Genomic DNA, 16634 nt, shown 5'->3' with positions numbered 1-16634 from the left:
CCGTGCTCCATCTGATTCTCGCCTCCCAGTCCCCCGCCCGCACCAAGCTCCTGGCCGAGGCCGGCATCCGGCACACCGTGCTGGTCTCCGACGTCGACGAGGCCGCCGTGCAGGCGCGGTACGGCGTCACGGACCCGCACGACACCGCGCTGCTGCTGGCCCGCGCCAAGGCCGAGGCCGTGGCGGCGCTGCCGGAAGCGGACGGCGCCCTGGTGCTGGGCTGCGACTCGGTCTTTGAATTCGACGGCGAGGCGCACGGCAAGCCCTACACCGCCGACGTCGCCCGCGAGCGGATGCTCCGGATGAGCGGCAGCGCGGGAGTGCTGCACACGGGCCACTGGCTGGTGGACTGCAGGGACACGGACGACGACGGCGGCAGCGGCCGCGGCTCGGGCGCCACGGTGGGGGCGGTCGCCTCAGCCGAGGTTTCCTTCCTGGAGATGGACCCGGCAGAGATCGACGCCTACATCGCCACCGGAGAACCGCTCCACTGCGCGGGCTCCTTCACCATCGACGGCCTGGGCGGCGCCTTCATCCGGAAGGTCGACGGCGACCCGCACGCCGTCGTCGGCCTTTCCGTCTCCACCCTGCGCGGGCTGCTCGCGTCCGCCAACGTGCGCATTACGGACCTCTGGCCCCGGCGGTAAATCGCCCGGTTTCCACACTCCTTGTAGCTTCCCTACAAAGGACGGCCGGTTTACACGCGGATTCCGCAAGTAATATCGGCGGAACCTCCAAAAGCGCGCTAGGCTCCCTGAAGGAAAGAAGGAGACGCCTTGTCAGCAAATTTGGAGCAGTCCGCAGGTACTACACAGCCGAGCCTCACAAAGGTGCTGATCGCCAACCGCGGCGAAATCGCCGTGCGCATCATCCGGGCGGCCCGGGACGAGGGCATTGCCTCCGTGGCCGTCTACGCAGATCCGGACCGGGACGCGCTGCACGTCCGGCTGGCTGACGAGGCGTACGCCCTGGGTGGCACCACCGCGGCGGAGTCCTACCTGGTGATGGACAAGATCATTGACGCCGCCCGCCAGTCCGGCGCCGACGCCATCCACCCCGGCTACGGCTTCCTGGCCGAAAATGCCCAGTTCGCCGCACGGGTGATCGAGGCCGGCATCACCTGGATCGGCCCCTCCCCGGAGGCAATCTCCGCCTTGGGCGACAAGGTCCAGGCCCGGCACATCGCCGAAAAAGTGGGCGCCCCGCTGGTTCCGGGCACCGCCGACCCCGTTGAGTCCGCGGACGAAGTCCTGGACTTCGTGGACCGCCACGGCCTGCCCGTGGCCATCAAGGCTGCCTTCGGCGGCGGCGGACGCGGCATCAAGGTGGCCCGCACCCGGGAAGAAATCCCGGAGCTGTACGAATCCGCCGTCCGTGAGGCAACCGCAGCCTTCGGCCGCGGCGAATGCTTCATCGAGCGCTTCCTGGACGCCCCACGGCACGTGGAAACCCAGTGCCTGGCCGACGCCTACGGCAACGTGGTGGTGGTTTCCACCCGCGACTGCTCCCTGCAGCGGCGCAACCAGAAGCTCGTGGAGGAAGCCCCGGCACCGTTCCTCACCGAGGACCAGAACCGGCGCCTCTACGAATCCTCCAAGGCCATCCTGAAGGAGGCCGGCTACCTCGGCGCCGGAACCTGCGAATTCCTGGTGGGCCAGGACGGCACCATCTCCTTCCTCGAAGTAAACACCCGCCTCCAGGTGGAGCACTGCGTGTCCGAGGAAGTCACCGGCATCGACCTGGTGCGCGAACAGTTCCGGCTGGCCAGGGGCGAGGAACTGGGCTACGGCGATCCCGAGGTCCGCGGACACTCCATCGAATTCCGCATCACCGGCGAGGATCCGGGCCGCAACTTCCTGCCGGCCCCCGGCACGGTCCGCGTCCTGAAGAACCCCACCGGTCCCGGCGTGCGCGTGGACTCGGGCGTGGAACAGGGCGACGTGATCAGCGGGAACTTCGACTCCATGCTGTCCAAGCTGATCATCACCGGCGCCACCCGGCCGCAGGCCCTCCAGCGTGCCCGCCGCGCGCTGGAGGAGATGGTGGTGGAGGGCATCCCCACCGTCATCCCGTTCGACCTCGCAGTTGTGTCGGACCCCGCTTTCGCCCCGGCCGAGGGCCCGTTCAAGGTCCACACCCGGTGGATCGAAACCGAATTCAGCAACAACCTTCCCGCCTGGACGCCGGATGCCCCAACCGATGCAGACGGCTCCGCAGAAGACCGCCAGCGCGTCGTGGTCGAGGTGGGCGGCAAGCGGCTGGAGGTGGTCCTCCCCGCGTCCCTGGGCACGCCGGGCACTGCAGCAGGCGCCGCCGCCAAGCCGGGCAAGTCCAAGAAGCGGTCCCGCTCCGCCGGTCCCGCGGCTGCCACCGGCAACGCCCTGACCTCCCCATGCAGGGCACCATCGTGAAGGTGGCCGTGGCGCACGGGGACGTTGTGTCCGAAGGTGACCTGGTGGTGGTCCTCGAGGCCATGAAGATGGAGCAGCCCCTCACCGCACACCGGTCCGGGACCATCACCGGCCTGACGGCAACGGCGGGCGAAACGGTGTCCGCGGGCGCCATCATCGCCACCATCGAAGACTAGAAAGCAGTCCCGGCAGCCATGCTCGCACCCAGCTTCCAGGAAGAACTGGACCGCTACCACCAGGCGGTTCCCGAAATCACCCGGGGCAACCCGGCCCCCATCAAGGAGCTCTACTCCCGCCTTGACGACGTCACCCTGGCCAATCCCTTCGGCGGCATAGCGCGCGGCTGGGCCCAGGTGGAGGCCCGGCTTGACCAGGCGGCGCGGCAGTTCCGCGACGGCGAGATGCTGGGCTTCGACACCGTCACCTCCTACACCGCCCGCGACACCGCCTACCTGGTGGAGACCGAGCACTTCCGGGCACGGCTGGACGCGGCGGCCGCCACCGAGGAATTCGCGCTTCGCGTGACCAGTATCTTCCGGCGCGAGGAAGGCTACTGGAAGCTGGTGCACCGCCACGCCGACCCCGCAGCCCGGCCACAGTCCCGCCGGTCGCTGACCCAGCCCGCCGGCTGAGCCGGTGCTGGCAGGGGGCGCGGCCAGGATGCAGACTTAGCTCATGCTGCCTTTCCTGCTCCTCGCCTCCCGCCCGGAAGACGCTGCCGCGGAGGAGGAATATGCCGCCTATTTGAGGTACGGCGGGCTTGAGGAACGGGAACTGCGCCGGGTCAGGCTTGAGGCCGCTCCCCTGCCCGCGCTGGATCTTGCGGATTATTCCGGCGTCATCGTGGGCGGCAGCCCGTTCACGTCCAGCGATCCGCCGGACCAGAAGAGCCCGGTCCAGCACCGGGTGGAGCGGGAGTTGTCCGGCCTCCTGGACCAGCTGGTGGCCCGCGACTTTCCCTTCCTGGGCGCCTGCTACGGGGTGGGGACGCTGGGCCGCCACCAGGGCGCGGTCATCGACAGGACCTACGGCGAGCCGCTGGGCGCCGTGGAAATCGAGCTGACGGATGCCGGGCTGCAGGATCCCCTGCTGCAGGGCATGCCCCGGACCTTCACGGCCCTGACCGGCCATAAGGAAGCGGTCAGTTCCCTGCCACCGCACGCGGTGCTGCTGGCGAGCTCAGCCACGTGCCCCGTGCACATGTTCCGGGTCAAGACCAACCTTTATGCCACCCAGTTCCATCCCGAACTGGACACCGACGGGCTGGTGACCCGGATCGATATCTACCGGCACGCCGGCTACTTTCCGCCCGAATCCGCCGAGGAGCTGATGGCGGCCGCACGCCAATTCACGGTCACCGAGCCCATGGCCGTGCTGAAGAACTTCGTGGCGCGCTACGCACGGTGAGCATGAAAATGCCCGGCGGGCCGGATGGCCGCGCCGGGCATTTTCGGCACCCGAAGCGTCAGGCCACGTTGTTCTCGTAGTCCAGGTCGCGGGTTTCGCGGGTAAGGAACAGCGCAATCAGGGTGAGCACGGCCATGGCCGTCAGGTAGACACCCACCAGGACAGGGCTGCCCTTGGCCGCTTCCCACAGGGCCACGGCGATGAACGGTGCCACCGCAGCGCCCAGGATGCTGGAGAAGTTGTAGCTGATCGCCGAGCCGGTGTAGCGGACGTTCGTGGGGAACAGCTCCGGCAGCAGCGCTCCCATGGGCCCGAAGGTGAGGCCCATGAGGGAGAACCCGAGGATCAGCAGGCCCATGGTGCCCACAAAGCCACCGCTGAACAGCGGAACAAACAGCAGGCCGAACACGAAGATGCCCGCGGTGACGGCGAGGAGCATCTTGCGCCGGCCGTACTTTTCGGCCAGGGGTCCGGAGACCAGGGTGAAGATGCCGAAGAAGACGACGCCGGCAATCAGCATCCAGAGGAAGTCGTTGCGGGTGTAGCCGAGGCCTGGAACGAACGCGGCAGCAGCGGCGTCAGACATGGGCTTTCCGGCCTTTTCGGCCGCGGCCTTGGCACCTTCGAGGGTTGGCTTGGTGCCGTAGGTAAGGGTGAACGTGGTCATCAGGTAGAAGAGCACGTACGTGGCCAGCATGATGAAGGTGCCCAGGATCAGCTGGCGCCAGCTGGTCTTGAAGACGCGGCCAAGCGGCAGCTTGGCCACCTCCTTGGATTCCAGCACCTTGGTGAAGGCGGGGGTTTCGATCAGCTTGAGCCGTACGTACAGGCCCAGGATCACCATGACGGCGCTGAGCAGGAACGGGACGCGCCAGCCCCACGCCTGGAAAGCTTCCGGCGTCAGGGTGTAGCTCGCAACCAGGAAGATGACGTTGGCGATGATGAAGCCGATCGGGGCGCCCAGCTGCGGGAAGGTGCCGTAGATGGCCCGCTTGTTGGCAGGGGCGTTCTCGGTGGCCAGCAGCGCGGCCCCGCTCCACTCCCCGCCGAGCGCAAGGCCCTGGGCGAAGCGCATGACCACCAGCAGGGCCGGTGCCCAGAATTCCCAGCCCGGAACCAGCGCGGTGGGGAGGCAGCCGATGAGGAAGGTGGCAATACCCATGGTCAACAGCGACGCCACCAGCGTGCCCTTGCGGCCGAACTTGTCGCCGAAGTGCCCGAAGACGATGGAGCCGAGCGGCCGGGCGATGAATGCCACGCCAAAAACGGCGAAGGAGCTCAGCAGCTGGGTGGTTTCGTTCGCGCCCGGGAAGAAGAGCTTCGGGAAAACGAGCACGGCGGCAGTGGCATAGACGTAGAAGTCGTAGAACTCCACTGTGGTGCCGATCAGGCTGGCCACGATGACGCGGCCGCGGGAGTTCACCGGCTGGTGCGAACCAGGCACCGTGGTGGTATCGGTGGATGACATAGGTAAACGCTTTCGTGAGACCGGCCGGGCACAGGCAGGGCTGCCTCCCGGCTCGAATAGTTAGAGTTCGATCTTACTTCGCCGCGTCCAGTCAATGGACGAAACGTCCACCATTCGGACGTGTGTTGCATGTCTCACCATGCGGTCCGGCAGGCCGCCTCACGCCGCCGGGCCGGACCGGATAGGCAAAAGTCACAGCGCGTTAACAAACATCGACCGTCCGTGAAACGCGCCGTCCCTACCTTTGAGGAACAACATCCCCCTGAAGGAGGTAACCCGTGACTGTTGACCGCACCGTCGATGCCGGCGTACAGCCCGGCTCTACCCGCACCACAGACACCCCTGCCCTTGAATTCCGCCCCGGCCGCTGGATCGCCAACTGGGATGCCGAGAACAAGGAGCAGTGGGAAACCGCCGGCCGCGCCATCGCCCGCCGCAACCTGAACTGGTCCATCTTCGCCGAGTTCCTCGGCTTCGTTGTCTGGCAGCTGTGGTCCATTGTGGTGGTCCAGCTGCCGGCCGCCGGCTTCACATTCTCCACCTCGGAGATCTTCTGGCTCATCTCCATGCCCAGCCTCGTGGGCGCCACCCTCCGCATCCCGTACACCTTCATGGTTCCCCGGTTCGGCGGACGCAACTGGACCATCGTGTCCGCCCTGCTGCTCCTGATCCCCTCCACCGGCCTGGCGCTGTGTGTCTCCAACCCGGAGACGCCCTTCGGCGTCATGCTGCTCGTGGCCGCCCTGGCCGGCTTCGGCGGCGGCAACTTCGCCAGCTCCATGGCGAACATCACTTTCTTCTACCCGGCCAGGGAAAAGGGCTGGGCGCTGGGCCTGAACGCCGCAGGCGGGAACCTGGGCGCCGCCGTCGCACAGCTTGCCGTTCCCATCGTGATCACCCTGCTGGCCGCCGGCACCGTCAACCTTCCCATGGCCGGCTGGATGTGGGTTCCCTTCATCCTTCTCGCAGCGTTCGGCGCCTTCAAGTACATGAACAACCTCACCAGCGCCAAGGGTGACGTGGCCGGCTCGGTCGCTGCGCTCAAGGAACCGCACCTGTGGATCATGGCGCTGCTGTACATCGGCACCTTCGGCTCATTCATCGGCTTCGCCGGTGTGTTCCCCAAGCTGATCAAGGACTACTTCCCCGCGTTCTCCTCCATCGGAGTAGGCACCGTGGCCCTGTCCCTTGCATTCCTGGGCCCCCTGGTGGGCTCGCTGGCCCGCCCGTACGGCGGACGCATGGCGGACCGCATGGGCGGGGCCCGGATGACGGTCACAGCCTTCGCTTCCATGGCCGTCATCACCCTCACCATGATCTGGACCCTGCCGCTGAAGAACTTCTGGCTCTTCCTGGTCCTCTTCCTGATGCTGTTCACCGCCAGCGGCTTTGGAAACGGTGCCACCTACCGGATGATCCCCGTCATCTTCGCCACCTCCAGCCGGGCCGCACGCAACGGCGCCAGCTCCGTGGCAACCCAGCGCCTGGCGTCCTCGGCACTCGGGCTGATCTCAGCGATCGGCGCCTACGGCGGCTTCGTCATCCCCCAGGTCCTGAACGCTTCCAGCACCGCCAGTGGCTCCTACACCCCGGCCTTCTACGGATTCGTTGCCGCCTACGTGGTGATGCTGCTGGTCTGCTGGACCTGCTACATCCGCAACGCCGGCCGGAACGCGATGGGACACGTCTAACATGACCAAAAGCGCCGACACGCACTGCCCCTACTGCGCCCTGCAGTGCGCCATGACGCTCACGTCCCCTGCGGACCTGGCCCCGGCTGCCCAGCCGGGGCCAGGCCCCGTGCCTGCACCGAATCCCGCGCCCGCACTGGAGGTTGCAGGCCGGGACTTCCCCACCAACCGCGGCGGCCTCTGCCGCAAAGGGTGGACCTCCCCCACGCTCCTGAACCACGCGGGCCGGATCACCGAGCCGCTGCTGAAGGGACCCGACGGCGTCCACCGGCCCATCGGCTGGGACCAGGCCCTGGACCTCGCCGCCCAGGCAGTGAAGGACGCCCGCGCACGCCACGGCGCGGACGCCGTCGGCGTCTTCGGCGGCGGCGGACTCACCAATGAGAAGGCCTACCAGCTGGGCAAGTTCGCCCGGCTGGCCCTGGGCACCTCACGCATCGACTACAACGGCAGGTTCTGCATGTCATCCGCCGCGGCCGCCGGAATGCGGGCGTTCGGCGTGGACCGCGGCCTGCCCTTCCCGCTCGAAGCCCTGGACACCGCCAGCACCATCCTGATGCTGGGGTCAAACGTTGCCGAGACCATGCCCCCGTTCGTACAGCACCTGCGCGGAGCCCGCGACGCCGGCGGGCTGGTGGTGGTTGACCCCCGCCGCTCCGCCACGGCAGCCTTTACGGCCGACGGCGGCGGCCTGCACCTCCAGCCGCTGCCGGGCACCGACCTTACCCTGCTGCTGGGCCTCTCCCACGTGGTCATCCACGAGAACCTGGTGGACACCGCCTACATCGAAGAGCGCACCTCGGGCTACAGCGCCGTAGTCCGCAGCGTCAACGCCTTCTGGCCCGAACGCGTCCAGTCGCTGACCGGCGTCCCCGCGGAACTGATCCGGCAAACCGCCCGCATGCTCGCTGCCGGGGCGCAGGAAGGCGGAAGCTACATCCTCACCGGACGCGGCGTGGAACAGCACGTGGACGGCACCGACACCGCAACCGCGGCCATCAACCTCAGCCTCCTCCTGGGCCTGCCGGGCTCCGCCCGCAGCGGGTACGGGACCCTTACCGGCCAGGGCAACGGCCAGGGCGGCCGCGAGCACGGCCAGAAGGCGGACCAGCTCCCGGGCTACCGCAAGATCACCGACCCGGCTGCCCGCGCACACGTCGCCGCCGTCTGGGGCGTTCCGGAGGAGACCATCCCCGGACCCGGCCTGCCCGCCGTGCAGCTGCTGAAGTCACTGGGAAAGCCCGACGGCGTCCGGTGCCTTTTTGTGCATGCCTCCAACATCGCGGTGGCAGCTCCCGACGCCAACGCCGTCATCGAAGGGCTGCGGAGCCTGGACTTCCTGGTGGTCTGCGACTTCTTCATGTCCGAAACCGCCGCGGAGGCGGACCTTATCCTTCCCGTGCTGCAGTGGGCGGAGGAGGAGGGGACATTGACCAATCTGGAGGGCCGCGTCCTGCGCCGCCGCCGTGCCATCTCACCTCCGGCTGGTGCCCGGAGCGAGCTGTGGATCATGGCCCGCCTCGCCGAGCGGCTGGACGCCCCGTCCACCTACAGCGAGGATCCGGAGACGGTCTTCGAGGAACTGCGGCGTGCCTCCGCCGGGGGCCTGGCAGACTACTCGGGCATTGACTACGCCATGCTGGATCGCGGGGAGGCCGCCTACTGGCCCTACCCGGCCGGCAGCAGCGGAACGCCGCGGCTGTTCGCCGGCCGCTTCGCCCACTCCGACGGCAAGGCCGTGATGGTCCCGGTGGTGCCGCGCCGCCGTCGTATTTCTGCCGGCGATGGCGGGACCTCCGGAGACCCCGCCGGCAAAGCCATGACCCTCATCACCGGCCGGCTCCTGGAGCATTACCAGTCAGGGGCCCAGACGCGGCGGGTGGCCGAACTCGTCGCCGCACAGCCCGAGGCGAGGGTGCAGATCCACCCCTCGGCGGCAGCCGCCATGGGCATCGCCGCCGGTTCGCTGGTCTCCGTGGCGAACGTGCGCGGCGAGGTGGTGTGCCATGCGGAGCTGAGCACAGCCATCCGCCCGGAGACAGTGTTCCTGCCCTTCCACTTCCCCGGCTCCGAAAGCGCCAACCGCCTCACCGAAGCCGCCACTGATCCCATCTCCGGGATGCCCGAATTCAAATTCAACACCGTATGGGTCCGGCCCGTGGCCGCACCCGATTCCGCCCGCATGCTGCAAACGACGGAGGCCTCATGAGCGAGCAGATTGTCATCGTGGGATTCGGCCCCGTGGCCGCCAGGCTGGTGGACGAGCTCCTACCCGCCGTGCGCGCAGGGCAGGTCCAGGTCACCGTGCTCGGTGAGGAACCCGAGGCAGCCTACAACCGCGTCCTGGTGGCCGACCTCGGCGTCGGCCGGACCACCGCTGACGCACTGGCCCTTGCCGATGCCGCCGAGCTGGCCGCGGACGGCGTGGACGTCCGCCTGGGCGTGCGGGTCAAGCGCGTGGACAGGCCACGGCAGCAGGTCCTGCTTGCTGAAGGACCACCCGTGCACTACGACCGGCTGGTGTTCGCCACCGGATCCCGGCCTGTCATTCCCAACCTCACCGGCATCAACCCGGATCCTTCCTCCCCCGTGCTTCCCGCCGGCGTCACCGCGCTGCGGGACCTTCGCGACGCCGCTGTCCTGCGGCAGGCGGTGGACGGCGGCAAGCGCGTAGTGGTCCTGGGCGGCGGCGTCCTGGGCCTGGAAACGGCGCTGGCCGCAGCGGAGGAAGGCGCCACCGTCACGGTGGTCCACAACGGCCCGCACCCCCTGGGGCGCAGCATCGACCGTGCCGGCGGGGCCGTCCTCGCTGCAGGGCTGCGGCGCTGCGGGGTCCGGGTGGCAGGCAACGCCCGTTCCACCGGCGTTGAGCACAACGCGCCCGACGGCGGTTTCTCGGCTTTGCTGCTGGACGACGGGCAGGCGATTGACGGGGACCTCCTGGTCATTTCATGCGGGGTGCGTCCCCGGACGGAGCTGGCCGACGGCTGCGGGCTGGCCACCGGCACCGGGATCCTGGTGGACCACAGGCTGCGGGCGCACCACGAACCGCATATCTTTGCCATCGGCGACTGCGCGGAGGTCCACTGCCCCGATCCGGGCTGCGCCGCATGCCGGAACGCCACGGGGCCCTCCGGCCTGGTGGGCCCTGGCTGGCGGCAGGCCGAGTGGCTGGCGGGCTACCTGACCCTGCTGTCCTCCGGTGGGGTGGAGGAGGCGGAACTGCTGTCCGCGCTCCCGCCGGAACAGCCCGGCGTCGTGGTGCTGAAGGCCCGCGGCCTGAACATGGCTGTGGCCGGGAACAACGACGCGGATCCGTGGGACGAGGAAGCGCTCACGGCGGGCGCGGCCAACGGCAGGGCCCGCCTGCAGGTGGCCCAGTGGGCTGATCCTGAGCACGGCCGGTACGTCAAGATGACCACCCGAGGCGGAGTGCTCGAAGGCCTGGTGGCGGTGGGCATGCCCCGCACGGCGGCCGAGCTGGTGGGACTCTTCGAACGCGGCGCCGAACTGCCTGCGGACCGGTCGCTCCTCCTCCGCCTGGACGGGCCGGACCAGCTGCCGGGCGCAGCCGCGGACCCGGCCGGGACCGTGTGCCGGTGCGCCGGAGTCAGCGGGAACACCATCACGGGCGCCGTGGCCGACGGCTGCTCCACGGTGGCGGACGTTTCCAAGGCCACCCGGGCGGGCACAGGATGCGGTGGCTGCCATGAGGACATCAAGGGCCTCATTGAACGGCATTTCCGGGCGGTGCCGGCAGCCTGAGTGGCGTGCTGTGGTTGCTTTTCACACCCCGAACAATCGTCCCGTGACCAGGTAGATCCCGTAGATGCCCGCGGCCAGGAGGACACCCAGATAGGACAGCACGAGCCTCGTGTCGCGCAGGTAGCACTTGGATTTCATCAGGCCGCGCCGCCGCGCTTTCCAGTATCCGATGAACCCGATGGCTGCAAACACGGACAGCGCCACGGGCCCTGCCAGCCACCCCAGCAGGGCAACCGTGGCGAAGATGCACAGGCGCAACGGGTCAAAAGGTGGTGCTTCGGCGTTGTCAGGGCCGGAACCCGGAGGGGCAGAGGGCACTGCAGGCGTGACGCCGTGCTTGGCGCCCAGAAGCTCTGAGGGCAACGGGCCGGCGGCGATCCGCCGGGCGTGTGACGCGGAGTCCATCATTCCTCCCTAGACGTGACGCATCGGAATCAGCCGTGCACCAGTGGCCGTGCTCATGCGTTGCCTCGCCAGCGAGGGCCAGGCCTGCACTGCGCAGAACGGCGCGCATTGATGCGCGCCGGCGTCGCTCTTGGTTCCCACGTGCACGCAGCATTGGGTGAGCCGTTCCTCGATCATCGTGGAGATGTCCATGAAAGGTTTGACCATGATGCGCGTTACCCGTTCCGCGAGGAGCCTGCGGAGGCGTTGCTGCTGCCCCGGGAGTTTGCCCGCCGCCAGGGTGGTAAGCGTGCCGATGCCAAGATCGCACTGGGTGCAGACGTTCTTCCAAAGGTCCATCGTGCGGGGGTGGGACAGGGACGCCTGTTCGCTCAACAGGTCAAGCAGCGAGGTTTTCATCAGGTTCCGCAGCTCCAGCGGGATGGCGCTGTCGGCGATCCGGTTCGCAAGGCTGTCCGGTTAAGCTCGAGCCAAGTGAGCAGCTGATCATGCCCAATCAATGCTGCCAGGGACCTCCAGACGCCGGCGTCGTCCTTCAGCATGTAACCCACTGAGGCGCAGTGCGGGTGGGAGCAGGGCAACGCTGTCAGGTCGTGCCAGGACACCACGCCGTTGGTCTGCCCGGCCAATCTTTCAAGGACGCCTGTGTGGGTGAGCCGGTCCATGGCATCGATGCCGTGTCCGCGTCCGGAACCGAAGACGGGCTGCAGCGCCACCCCTCCGATAAAGGGAGTCTCCAGGGCACGCATCACCACGGCACCGACTTCACCGTCGTTGACGCCCAGGGATGCTGTCATGGTCAGCGTGGTGAAAACGCCTGCATCCGACAAGCGCGAAATTGCCGCGTCCTTGAAGCGGGTAAGGTCTCCGCCGCGGTGGTGGATCGACGATTCCCTGGATGGACCGTCGTACTGGAGGTACACCTCCACCCTGTCCCGGTGCTGTTCCAGCAGGGCAAGCAGGTGGTCATCGGTGGCAATGAGCATGCCGTTGCTGTTCACCATGATCCTGACGATTGGCCGGGAAACGAGTTCATCCAGCAGTTCGGCAAGATATGGGTACAGCGTTGGTTCACCGCCGGAGAGCATCAGCACATCAAGGCGGTTGTTTTCCCGGGCCAGGCGGGTGTCAACATTGTCAAGCACCTCCCTCAATGGTGCGACTCCCTGCAGTTGTGGGCCGGATGCGGTGAAGCAGGTGGGGCAGCGCAGGTTGCAGTGCTCAATAATGTCCTGCAGCAGGATGCAGGTGTGTTGCGTTTGCATGGCTGGAAGCCCAAAGGCATATGCCTCAGGGACAGGGCGGAAATTGTCGGTCTGGTCAGGGATGTGCTGCTTGGTGGGCGCCTGCCACTTCTCCAGGTAGCGGAGGATTTCCGGAGACTCGTCGTACAGGGTGCGGACCAGCCCATGGTCCGGGCAGCCCCTTTCGAGCCACACGCGGCCGTCACGAATGAGCAGCGCCCCTGCCAGCCGGCGGACCTGGCTCAGTGGAGGGTTGGTTTCGTGGCATTTGGGGCAGAAAGCGGTCACATAGCGGTGGATCCTGTCACCGCGCAGCGGCTGTCCCGGACCGGGCAACTGTTGAGACTTCATGAATCGGCGCCCCTTCTCAAATTCCGGATTGCACCAGGGCACCCACGCAAAGTCCCCCGCCGAGTAACGTAAATATGCCGAGCCCGATCAGCAGCCCGGCCCCGGTGCGCGCGGTGCGGGGACTGACGGCAAGAACAACAGCCAGCCCCAGATAGACGGCGATCGGGACGAAGGCTGCCGGCCCGGCGAAGATGCTGGTTGCCCATGCATTCGGTGGTGCGATGTTCGGTGCTCCAATGCCTACTGTTGCCCAAAGGTAGAGGATGTACAGCGCCACAGCCCCGTAGACGACTCCAGACCCCAGATAGCCGCCCCGCGGTTCCGGCTGCTGCCCACGCCGTTGCTCCTCCGGCGGAACCCCTTGACCGTCATTCATGTCAGGCCCGGACCTGGGCAAGGAACGCGACGCAAAGGCCGCCACCCAGCAGGGTGAAGACTCCCAAACCGATAAGCAGCCCTGCACCCAACCGGGCCGTCGAGCGCCTGATGGCCAGAGCGATGGATACCGCCAAATAAACGGCAATGGGGATAAACGGGGATGGCACGGCCAGGAAGGTGGCTGACCAGGCATACGGTCCCCGAGCCATCGTCCCCAGTACATAGACGGCGTAAAGGGCCAGCGCCCCAAAGACGATGCCGGCCGCCAGGGAACCGCCGGCAGGTGATTGCGGCGGCAGGTTGCCCTGGTCCGGGGGCTGCGGCGGGATGTCCGGAGCGTCACTCATGCTGCGGTTCCTTCCATCTCGCGGCGGAGCGGCGAGCCGAAAACACGCCGGACCCGCCACACCAGGAGGGGCAAAACCGCCAGCAGGAACCATTGGGGCCGGCTCATCCCCAGCCACAGCACCTCATTGCCCCGGACAAACTCGACCAGGAACCTGAACACGGCGTAGGCGCTGACGAAACAGATAAAGAGGTCGCCGGGGTGGGGCAGGCGGTCCCGGAAACGCCACATCACGGCGAAAGCGGCCGCGTGAAAGAAGATCTCGTAGACGAAAGACGGATGAAGCCCCACCCCGGCCGGCGCCCCGATCAGCGCGGCCTGGGCCGGGGTGAGAAGGATTCCCCACGCTCCCCCGGTTGGCGTGCCGGGGAGCTCTGTCAGAAGGCAGCCGATGCGCCCGATGATGAGGGCCAGGGCTACAGCAGGGGCCAGCAGATCCCCCGTCGGCTGCCGGTAACCGGTCAACCGTTTGGCCAGGAGCACGCCGCCCCAGGCCCCCACAAGCCCGGCCAGGATGCTGCGGTCGCCGTTGCCCCACCAGTCAGCAAGTGAAACCTGGCGTGAGATATCCCAGGTAAGCAACCTGGAACCGATGGCCCCGAAGGCAACGGCAAAACCGGCTATCGGCCACAACCGCGGATCCGTCAGCCCGCGGCGGCGCTTCTCATATGCGTAGAAGAGCAGGGCTGCGAGAATTCCCAGCCCGACGAACCCGGCATGCACCAGCCCGTTTCCCGCGAAGGGAAGCCCAATCATGAGCAGAGTGTAACAACGGGTTGCCCAGCGAATGCGGGCCCTTCGGCCCTTACATGTGGACGTGCAGGCGGCGGGCGGCTTCGGAGATGGATCCGGTCAGCGACGGGTACACCGTGAAGGTGCTGGCGACGTCGTCAACGTGCAGCTTCTGCTTGACCGCGATGGAGATCGGGAAGATCAGCTCCGAGGCGTTCGGCCCCACCACCACGCCACCGATCACCGTGCCGGAACCCTTCCGCGCAAAGATCTTGACGAACCCGTCCTTGGCGTTGCGCATCTTGGCGCGGGCGTTGCTGCGCAGGGAGAGCTTGACGACGTCGGCCTGGTACTTGCCGGACTCGATCTCGGCTTCGGATACGCCAACGTTGGCGATTTCGGGCGAGGTGAAGATGTTGGATGCCACTTGGTGGAGCTTGAGCGGGGTCACGCCGTCGCCCATGAAGTGCGCCACCGCGATGCGGCCCTGCATGGCGGCCACGGAGGCCAGCGGCAGGACGCCCGTGCAGTCACCGGCGGCGTAGATGTTCGGGGCCGTCGTGCGGGAGACGCCGTCCACCTTGATGTGGCCGCTCTCGCTGACGGCGACGCCGGCCTCCTCGAGGCCCAGGCCTGCCGTATTGGGGATGGACCCCAGGCAGAGCAGGCAGTGGCTGCCGGTCACCGTGGAGCCGTCGGAAAGGGTCACCACCACGCCCTTGTCGGTGCGTTCCACTGTCTGGGCACGGGAACGGGACAAAACCCGGACCCCGCGGCGTTCGAAGACTTCCTCCAGGACCACGGCGGCGTCAACGTCGGAGCCGGGCAGCACGCGGTCGCGGCTGGACACCAGGGTGACCTTGGAACCAAGGCCGTTGTAGGCGGAGGCAAACTCCGCGCCGGTAACGCCGGACCCCACCACGATGAGCTCCTCGGGCAGCTCGTCCAGGTTGTAGATCTGCGTCCAGTTCAGGATCCGCTCACCGTCGGGGCGGGCGGTCTCCAGCTCGCGCGGGTGTGCGCCCACGGCCAGCAGGATGGTGTCCGCCTCTACAGTCTCGGTGCCGTCCACCGTCATGACCTCGATGGTGTGGGTGTCCAGCAGCCGGCCGGAACCCGCAATAATCCGCACGCCCAGCTTTTCCAGGCCGTCCCGGATGTCCTGGGACTGGTTGCGGGCAAGGTTGAGGAGGCGGTCGTTGATGTGCTTGAGGTCTGCTCGCATCACCGGCACGAAGTCGCCGCCGTCGACGTCGAACTTCACTCCCAGCTCGCCGGCCTCTGCCACGCGGGTCATCAGGTCGGCCGTGGCAATGAGGGTCTTGGACGGAACCACATCGGTCAGCACGGCGGATCCACCCAGGCCCGCGCGTTCGATGATGGTGACCGTCGCCCCGAGCGAGGCGGCCACCATGGCAGCTTCGTATCCGCCGGGACCACCTCCCAGGATTGCGATCCGGGGGAGCTGAAATCTGGATGCGTAGTCACAGTCATCCATTCTCGCCCATTTGCCGCTGACCACCAAGAAAACAGGGCGCTCTCCGGGCCGGCCGTGACGGGGGCAACACGGGCGGCACGATAACTTGTACTGGTGAGTACAACAGACTTCCTGAACACGGACCCGTTTGCCGCCGCACGCGCCGCAGCGGACTACATCGCCGAAGAGACAGGCGTGGACCGGCACGACACTGCCTTGGTCCTCGGCTCCGGGTGGGGCGAGGCCGCCGACCTCATCGGCGAGACCACCGCCACCCTGTCGGCCGAAGAAGTCCCCGGCTTCCATGCCCCCGCCGTGGAAGGCCACGTGGGCACCATCCGCTCCATACTGACGCCCTCGGGAAAGCGCGCCCTGGTCCTGGGCGCCCGCACGCACTACTACGAGGGCAAGGGCGTCAGGGCAGTGGTCCACGGAATCCGGACCGCGGCGGCCGCCGGGTGCAGCACCCTGGTCCTCACCAACGGCTGCGGCGGACTCAACGAGGACTGGGCCCCCGGCACCCCGGTGCTGATCAAGGACCACATCAACCTCACCGCGTCCTCACCGCTGGAAGGCGCCACCTTCGTGGACCTTACCGACCTGTACTCGCCGCGCATCCGCGGGCTGGCCCGCGAGGTGGACCCCACCCTGGACGAGGGCGTGTATGCACAGTTCCCCGGCCCGCACTACGAAACACCGGCCGAGGTGCAGTACGCCAAGCGGATCGGTGCCGACCTGATCGGCATGTCCACGGCGCTGGAAGCCATCGCCGGGCGGCACTCCGGGATGGAAGTGTTCGGAATTTCGCTGGTCACCAACCTCGCGGCCGGGATCAGCCCCCAGCCGCTCAGCCACCAGGAAGTCATCGAATCCGGCCAGGCAGCCGGCCCGCGCATCTCCAGGCTGCTGGCCGATATCATCGCCCGGCTCTAACGGATCAGGCGCCCAGGGTGCGTCAC

15 protein-coding genes and 1 pseudogene are annotated in these 16634 nt (G+C 67.6%); 8 read left to right on the top strand and 8 right to left on the bottom strand.

The features are described from left to right. Positions 1-2: 2 nt before the first annotated feature. The 4 genes and pseudogenes from OUO20_RS03255 (at position 3) to OUO20_RS03240 (ending at position 3818) form a co-directional block, all read left to right on the top strand. On the top strand, positions 3-647 hold the full coding sequence (locus tag OUO20_RS03255; RefSeq protein ID WP_018770098.1) for a Maf family protein: 645 nt from the start codon (positions 3-5) through the stop codon (positions 645-647). Positions 648-788: 141 nt separating this feature from the next. Then, positions 789-2587, top strand: a pseudogene (locus tag OUO20_RS03250) (acetyl/propionyl/methylcrotonyl-CoA carboxylase subunit alpha). An 18-nt stretch (positions 2588-2605) separates the two neighbouring features. Then, positions 2606-3043 carry a YybH family protein gene (locus tag OUO20_RS03245; RefSeq protein ID WP_268002832.1) on the top strand — a complete coding sequence of 146 codons (438 nt, stop codon included), beginning with the start codon at positions 2606-2608 and terminating at the stop codon, positions 3041-3043. A gap of 43 nt (positions 3044-3086) precedes the next feature. Next, positions 3087-3818 carry a glutamine amidotransferase gene (locus OUO20_RS03240; protein ID WP_268002831.1) on the top strand — a complete coding sequence of 244 codons (732 nt, stop codon included), beginning with the start codon at positions 3087-3089 and terminating at the stop codon, positions 3816-3818. A gap of 58 nt (positions 3819-3876) precedes the next feature. Here the strand turns inward: OUO20_RS03240 and OUO20_RS03235 are convergent, their stop codons facing one another. Next, positions 3877-5286 carry an MFS transporter gene (locus tag OUO20_RS03235; protein ID WP_018770102.1) on the bottom strand — a complete coding sequence of 470 codons (1410 nt, stop codon included), beginning with the start codon at positions 5284-5286 and terminating at the stop codon, positions 3877-3879. Positions 5287-5564: 278 nt separating this feature from the next. On the opposite strand from OUO20_RS03235, the gene OUO20_RS03230 reads away from it, so the two are divergent. The 3 genes from OUO20_RS03230 to OUO20_RS03220 are packed head-to-tail and all read left to right on the top strand — an operon-like array spanning position 5565 to position 10742. After that, positions 5565-6977 (top strand): MFS transporter, encoded by a 1413-nt coding sequence (locus OUO20_RS03230; RefSeq protein WP_018770103.1) that lies wholly within the window; start codon positions 5565-5567, stop codon positions 6975-6977. A 1-nt stretch (position 6978) separates the two neighbouring features. Then, positions 6979-9186, top strand: coding sequence for a molybdopterin oxidoreductase family protein (locus OUO20_RS03225; protein ID WP_268002830.1), 2208 nt, complete (start codon positions 6979-6981; stop codon positions 9184-9186). Continuing rightward, positions 9183-10742, top strand: a complete 1560-nt coding sequence (locus OUO20_RS03220) for an FAD-dependent oxidoreductase (protein WP_134164524.1) — start codon at positions 9183-9185, stop codon at positions 10740-10742. The genes OUO20_RS03225 and OUO20_RS03220 overlap by 4 nt, the downstream gene beginning before the upstream one ends. Before the next feature lie 21 nt (positions 10743-10763). Here OUO20_RS03220 and OUO20_RS03215 read toward each other — a convergent pair whose 3' ends face one another. From OUO20_RS03215 to OUO20_RS03185, 7 genes are read right to left on the bottom strand one after another with little or no spacing between them, the layout of a single operon-like run. Beyond that, a complete protein-coding gene (locus OUO20_RS03215) occupies positions 10764-11150 on the bottom strand; it encodes a hypothetical protein (protein WP_268002829.1) in 387 nt (128 codons plus the stop codon). A 6-nt stretch (positions 11151-11156) separates the two neighbouring features. Then, positions 11157-11546, bottom strand: coding sequence for a hypothetical protein (locus OUO20_RS03210; RefSeq protein WP_268002828.1), 390 nt, complete (start codon positions 11544-11546; stop codon positions 11157-11159). Then, on the bottom strand, positions 11546-12742 hold the full coding sequence (locus OUO20_RS03205; RefSeq protein WP_268002827.1) for a radical SAM protein: 1197 nt from the start codon (positions 12740-12742) through the stop codon (positions 11546-11548). The genes OUO20_RS03210 and OUO20_RS03205 overlap by 1 nt, the downstream gene beginning before the upstream one ends. 16 nt (positions 12743-12758) lie before the next feature. Beyond that, entirely contained in the window at positions 12759-13118 is a 360-nt protein-coding gene (locus tag OUO20_RS03200) for a hypothetical protein (RefSeq protein ID WP_134164527.1), read from the bottom strand. A gap of 1 nt (position 13119) precedes the next feature. Continuing rightward, positions 13120-13467, bottom strand: coding sequence for a hypothetical protein (locus OUO20_RS03195; protein WP_018770108.1), 348 nt, complete (start codon positions 13465-13467; stop codon positions 13120-13122). Continuing rightward, positions 13464-14222: a prolipoprotein diacylglyceryl transferase gene (locus OUO20_RS03190; RefSeq protein WP_018770109.1), complete on the bottom strand. Its 759-nt coding sequence runs from the start codon at positions 14220-14222 to the stop codon at positions 13464-13466. Before OUO20_RS03190 ends, OUO20_RS03195 begins: the two co-directional genes overlap by 4 nt. A 49-nt stretch (positions 14223-14271) precedes the next feature. Then, positions 14272-15612, bottom strand: a complete 1341-nt coding sequence (locus OUO20_RS03185; protein ID WP_268002826.1) for an NAD(P)H-quinone dehydrogenase — start codon at positions 15610-15612, stop codon at positions 14272-14274. A 177-nt stretch (positions 15613-15789) separates the two neighbouring features. Here OUO20_RS03185 and OUO20_RS03180 point away from each other — a divergent pair, with 177 nt between their 5' ends. Then, the gene (locus OUO20_RS03180; protein WP_018770111.1) at positions 15790-16608 is read left to right on the top strand and encodes a purine-nucleoside phosphorylase; all 819 of its coding nucleotides are present in this window, start codon (positions 15790-15792) and stop codon (positions 16606-16608) included. Positions 16609-16634 lie beyond the last annotated feature (26 nt).

The organism is Arthrobacter sp. FX8 (assembly GCF_026723805.1).
Lineage (GTDB): Bacteria > Actinomycetota > Actinomycetes > Actinomycetales > Micrococcaceae > Arthrobacter.
The sequence above is the reverse complement of the archived record's forward strand: the minus strand, read 5'-3'. Positions and strand labels throughout refer to the sequence as shown.

Coding starts and splice junctions, on each gene's coding strand:
- OUO20_RS03245 (WP_268002832.1), top strand. CDS start 2,606: ATGCTCGCACCCAGCTTCCAGGAAGAACTGGACCGCTACCACCAGGCG.
- OUO20_RS03240 (WP_268002831.1), top strand. CDS start 3,087: ATGCTGCCTTTCCTGCTCCTCGCCTCCCGCCCGGAAGACGCTGCCGCG.
- OUO20_RS03235 (WP_018770102.1), bottom strand. CDS start 5,286: ATGTCATCCACCGATACCACCACGGTGCCTGGTTCGCACCAGCCGGTG.
- OUO20_RS03225 (WP_268002830.1), top strand. CDS start 6,979: ATGACCAAAAGCGCCGACACGCACTGCCCCTACTGCGCCCTGCAGTGC.
- OUO20_RS03220 (WP_134164524.1), top strand. CDS start 9,183: ATGAGCGAGCAGATTGTCATCGTGGGATTCGGCCCCGTGGCCGCCAGG.
- OUO20_RS03215 (WP_268002829.1), bottom strand. CDS start 11,150: ATGATGGACTCCGCGTCACACGCCCGGCGGATCGCCGCCGGCCCGTTG.
- OUO20_RS03210 (WP_268002828.1), bottom strand. CDS start 11,546: ATGAAAACCTCGCTGCTTGACCTGTTGAGCGAACAGGCGTCCCTGTCC.
- OUO20_RS03205 (WP_268002827.1), bottom strand. CDS start 12,742: ATGAAGTCTCAACAGTTGCCCGGTCCGGGACAGCCGCTGCGCGGTGAC.
- OUO20_RS03200 (WP_134164527.1), bottom strand. CDS start 13,118: ATGAATGACGGTCAAGGGGTTCCGCCGGAGGAGCAACGGCGTGGGCAG.
- OUO20_RS03195 (WP_018770108.1), bottom strand. CDS start 13,467: ATGAGTGACGCTCCGGACATCCCGCCGCAGCCCCCGGACCAGGGCAAC.
- OUO20_RS03190 (WP_018770109.1), bottom strand. CDS start 14,222: ATGATTGGGCTTCCCTTCGCGGGAAACGGGCTGGTGCATGCCGGGTTC.
- OUO20_RS03185 (WP_268002826.1), bottom strand. CDS start 15,612: ATGGTGGCCGCCTCGCTCGGGGCGACGGTCACCATCATCGAACGCGCG.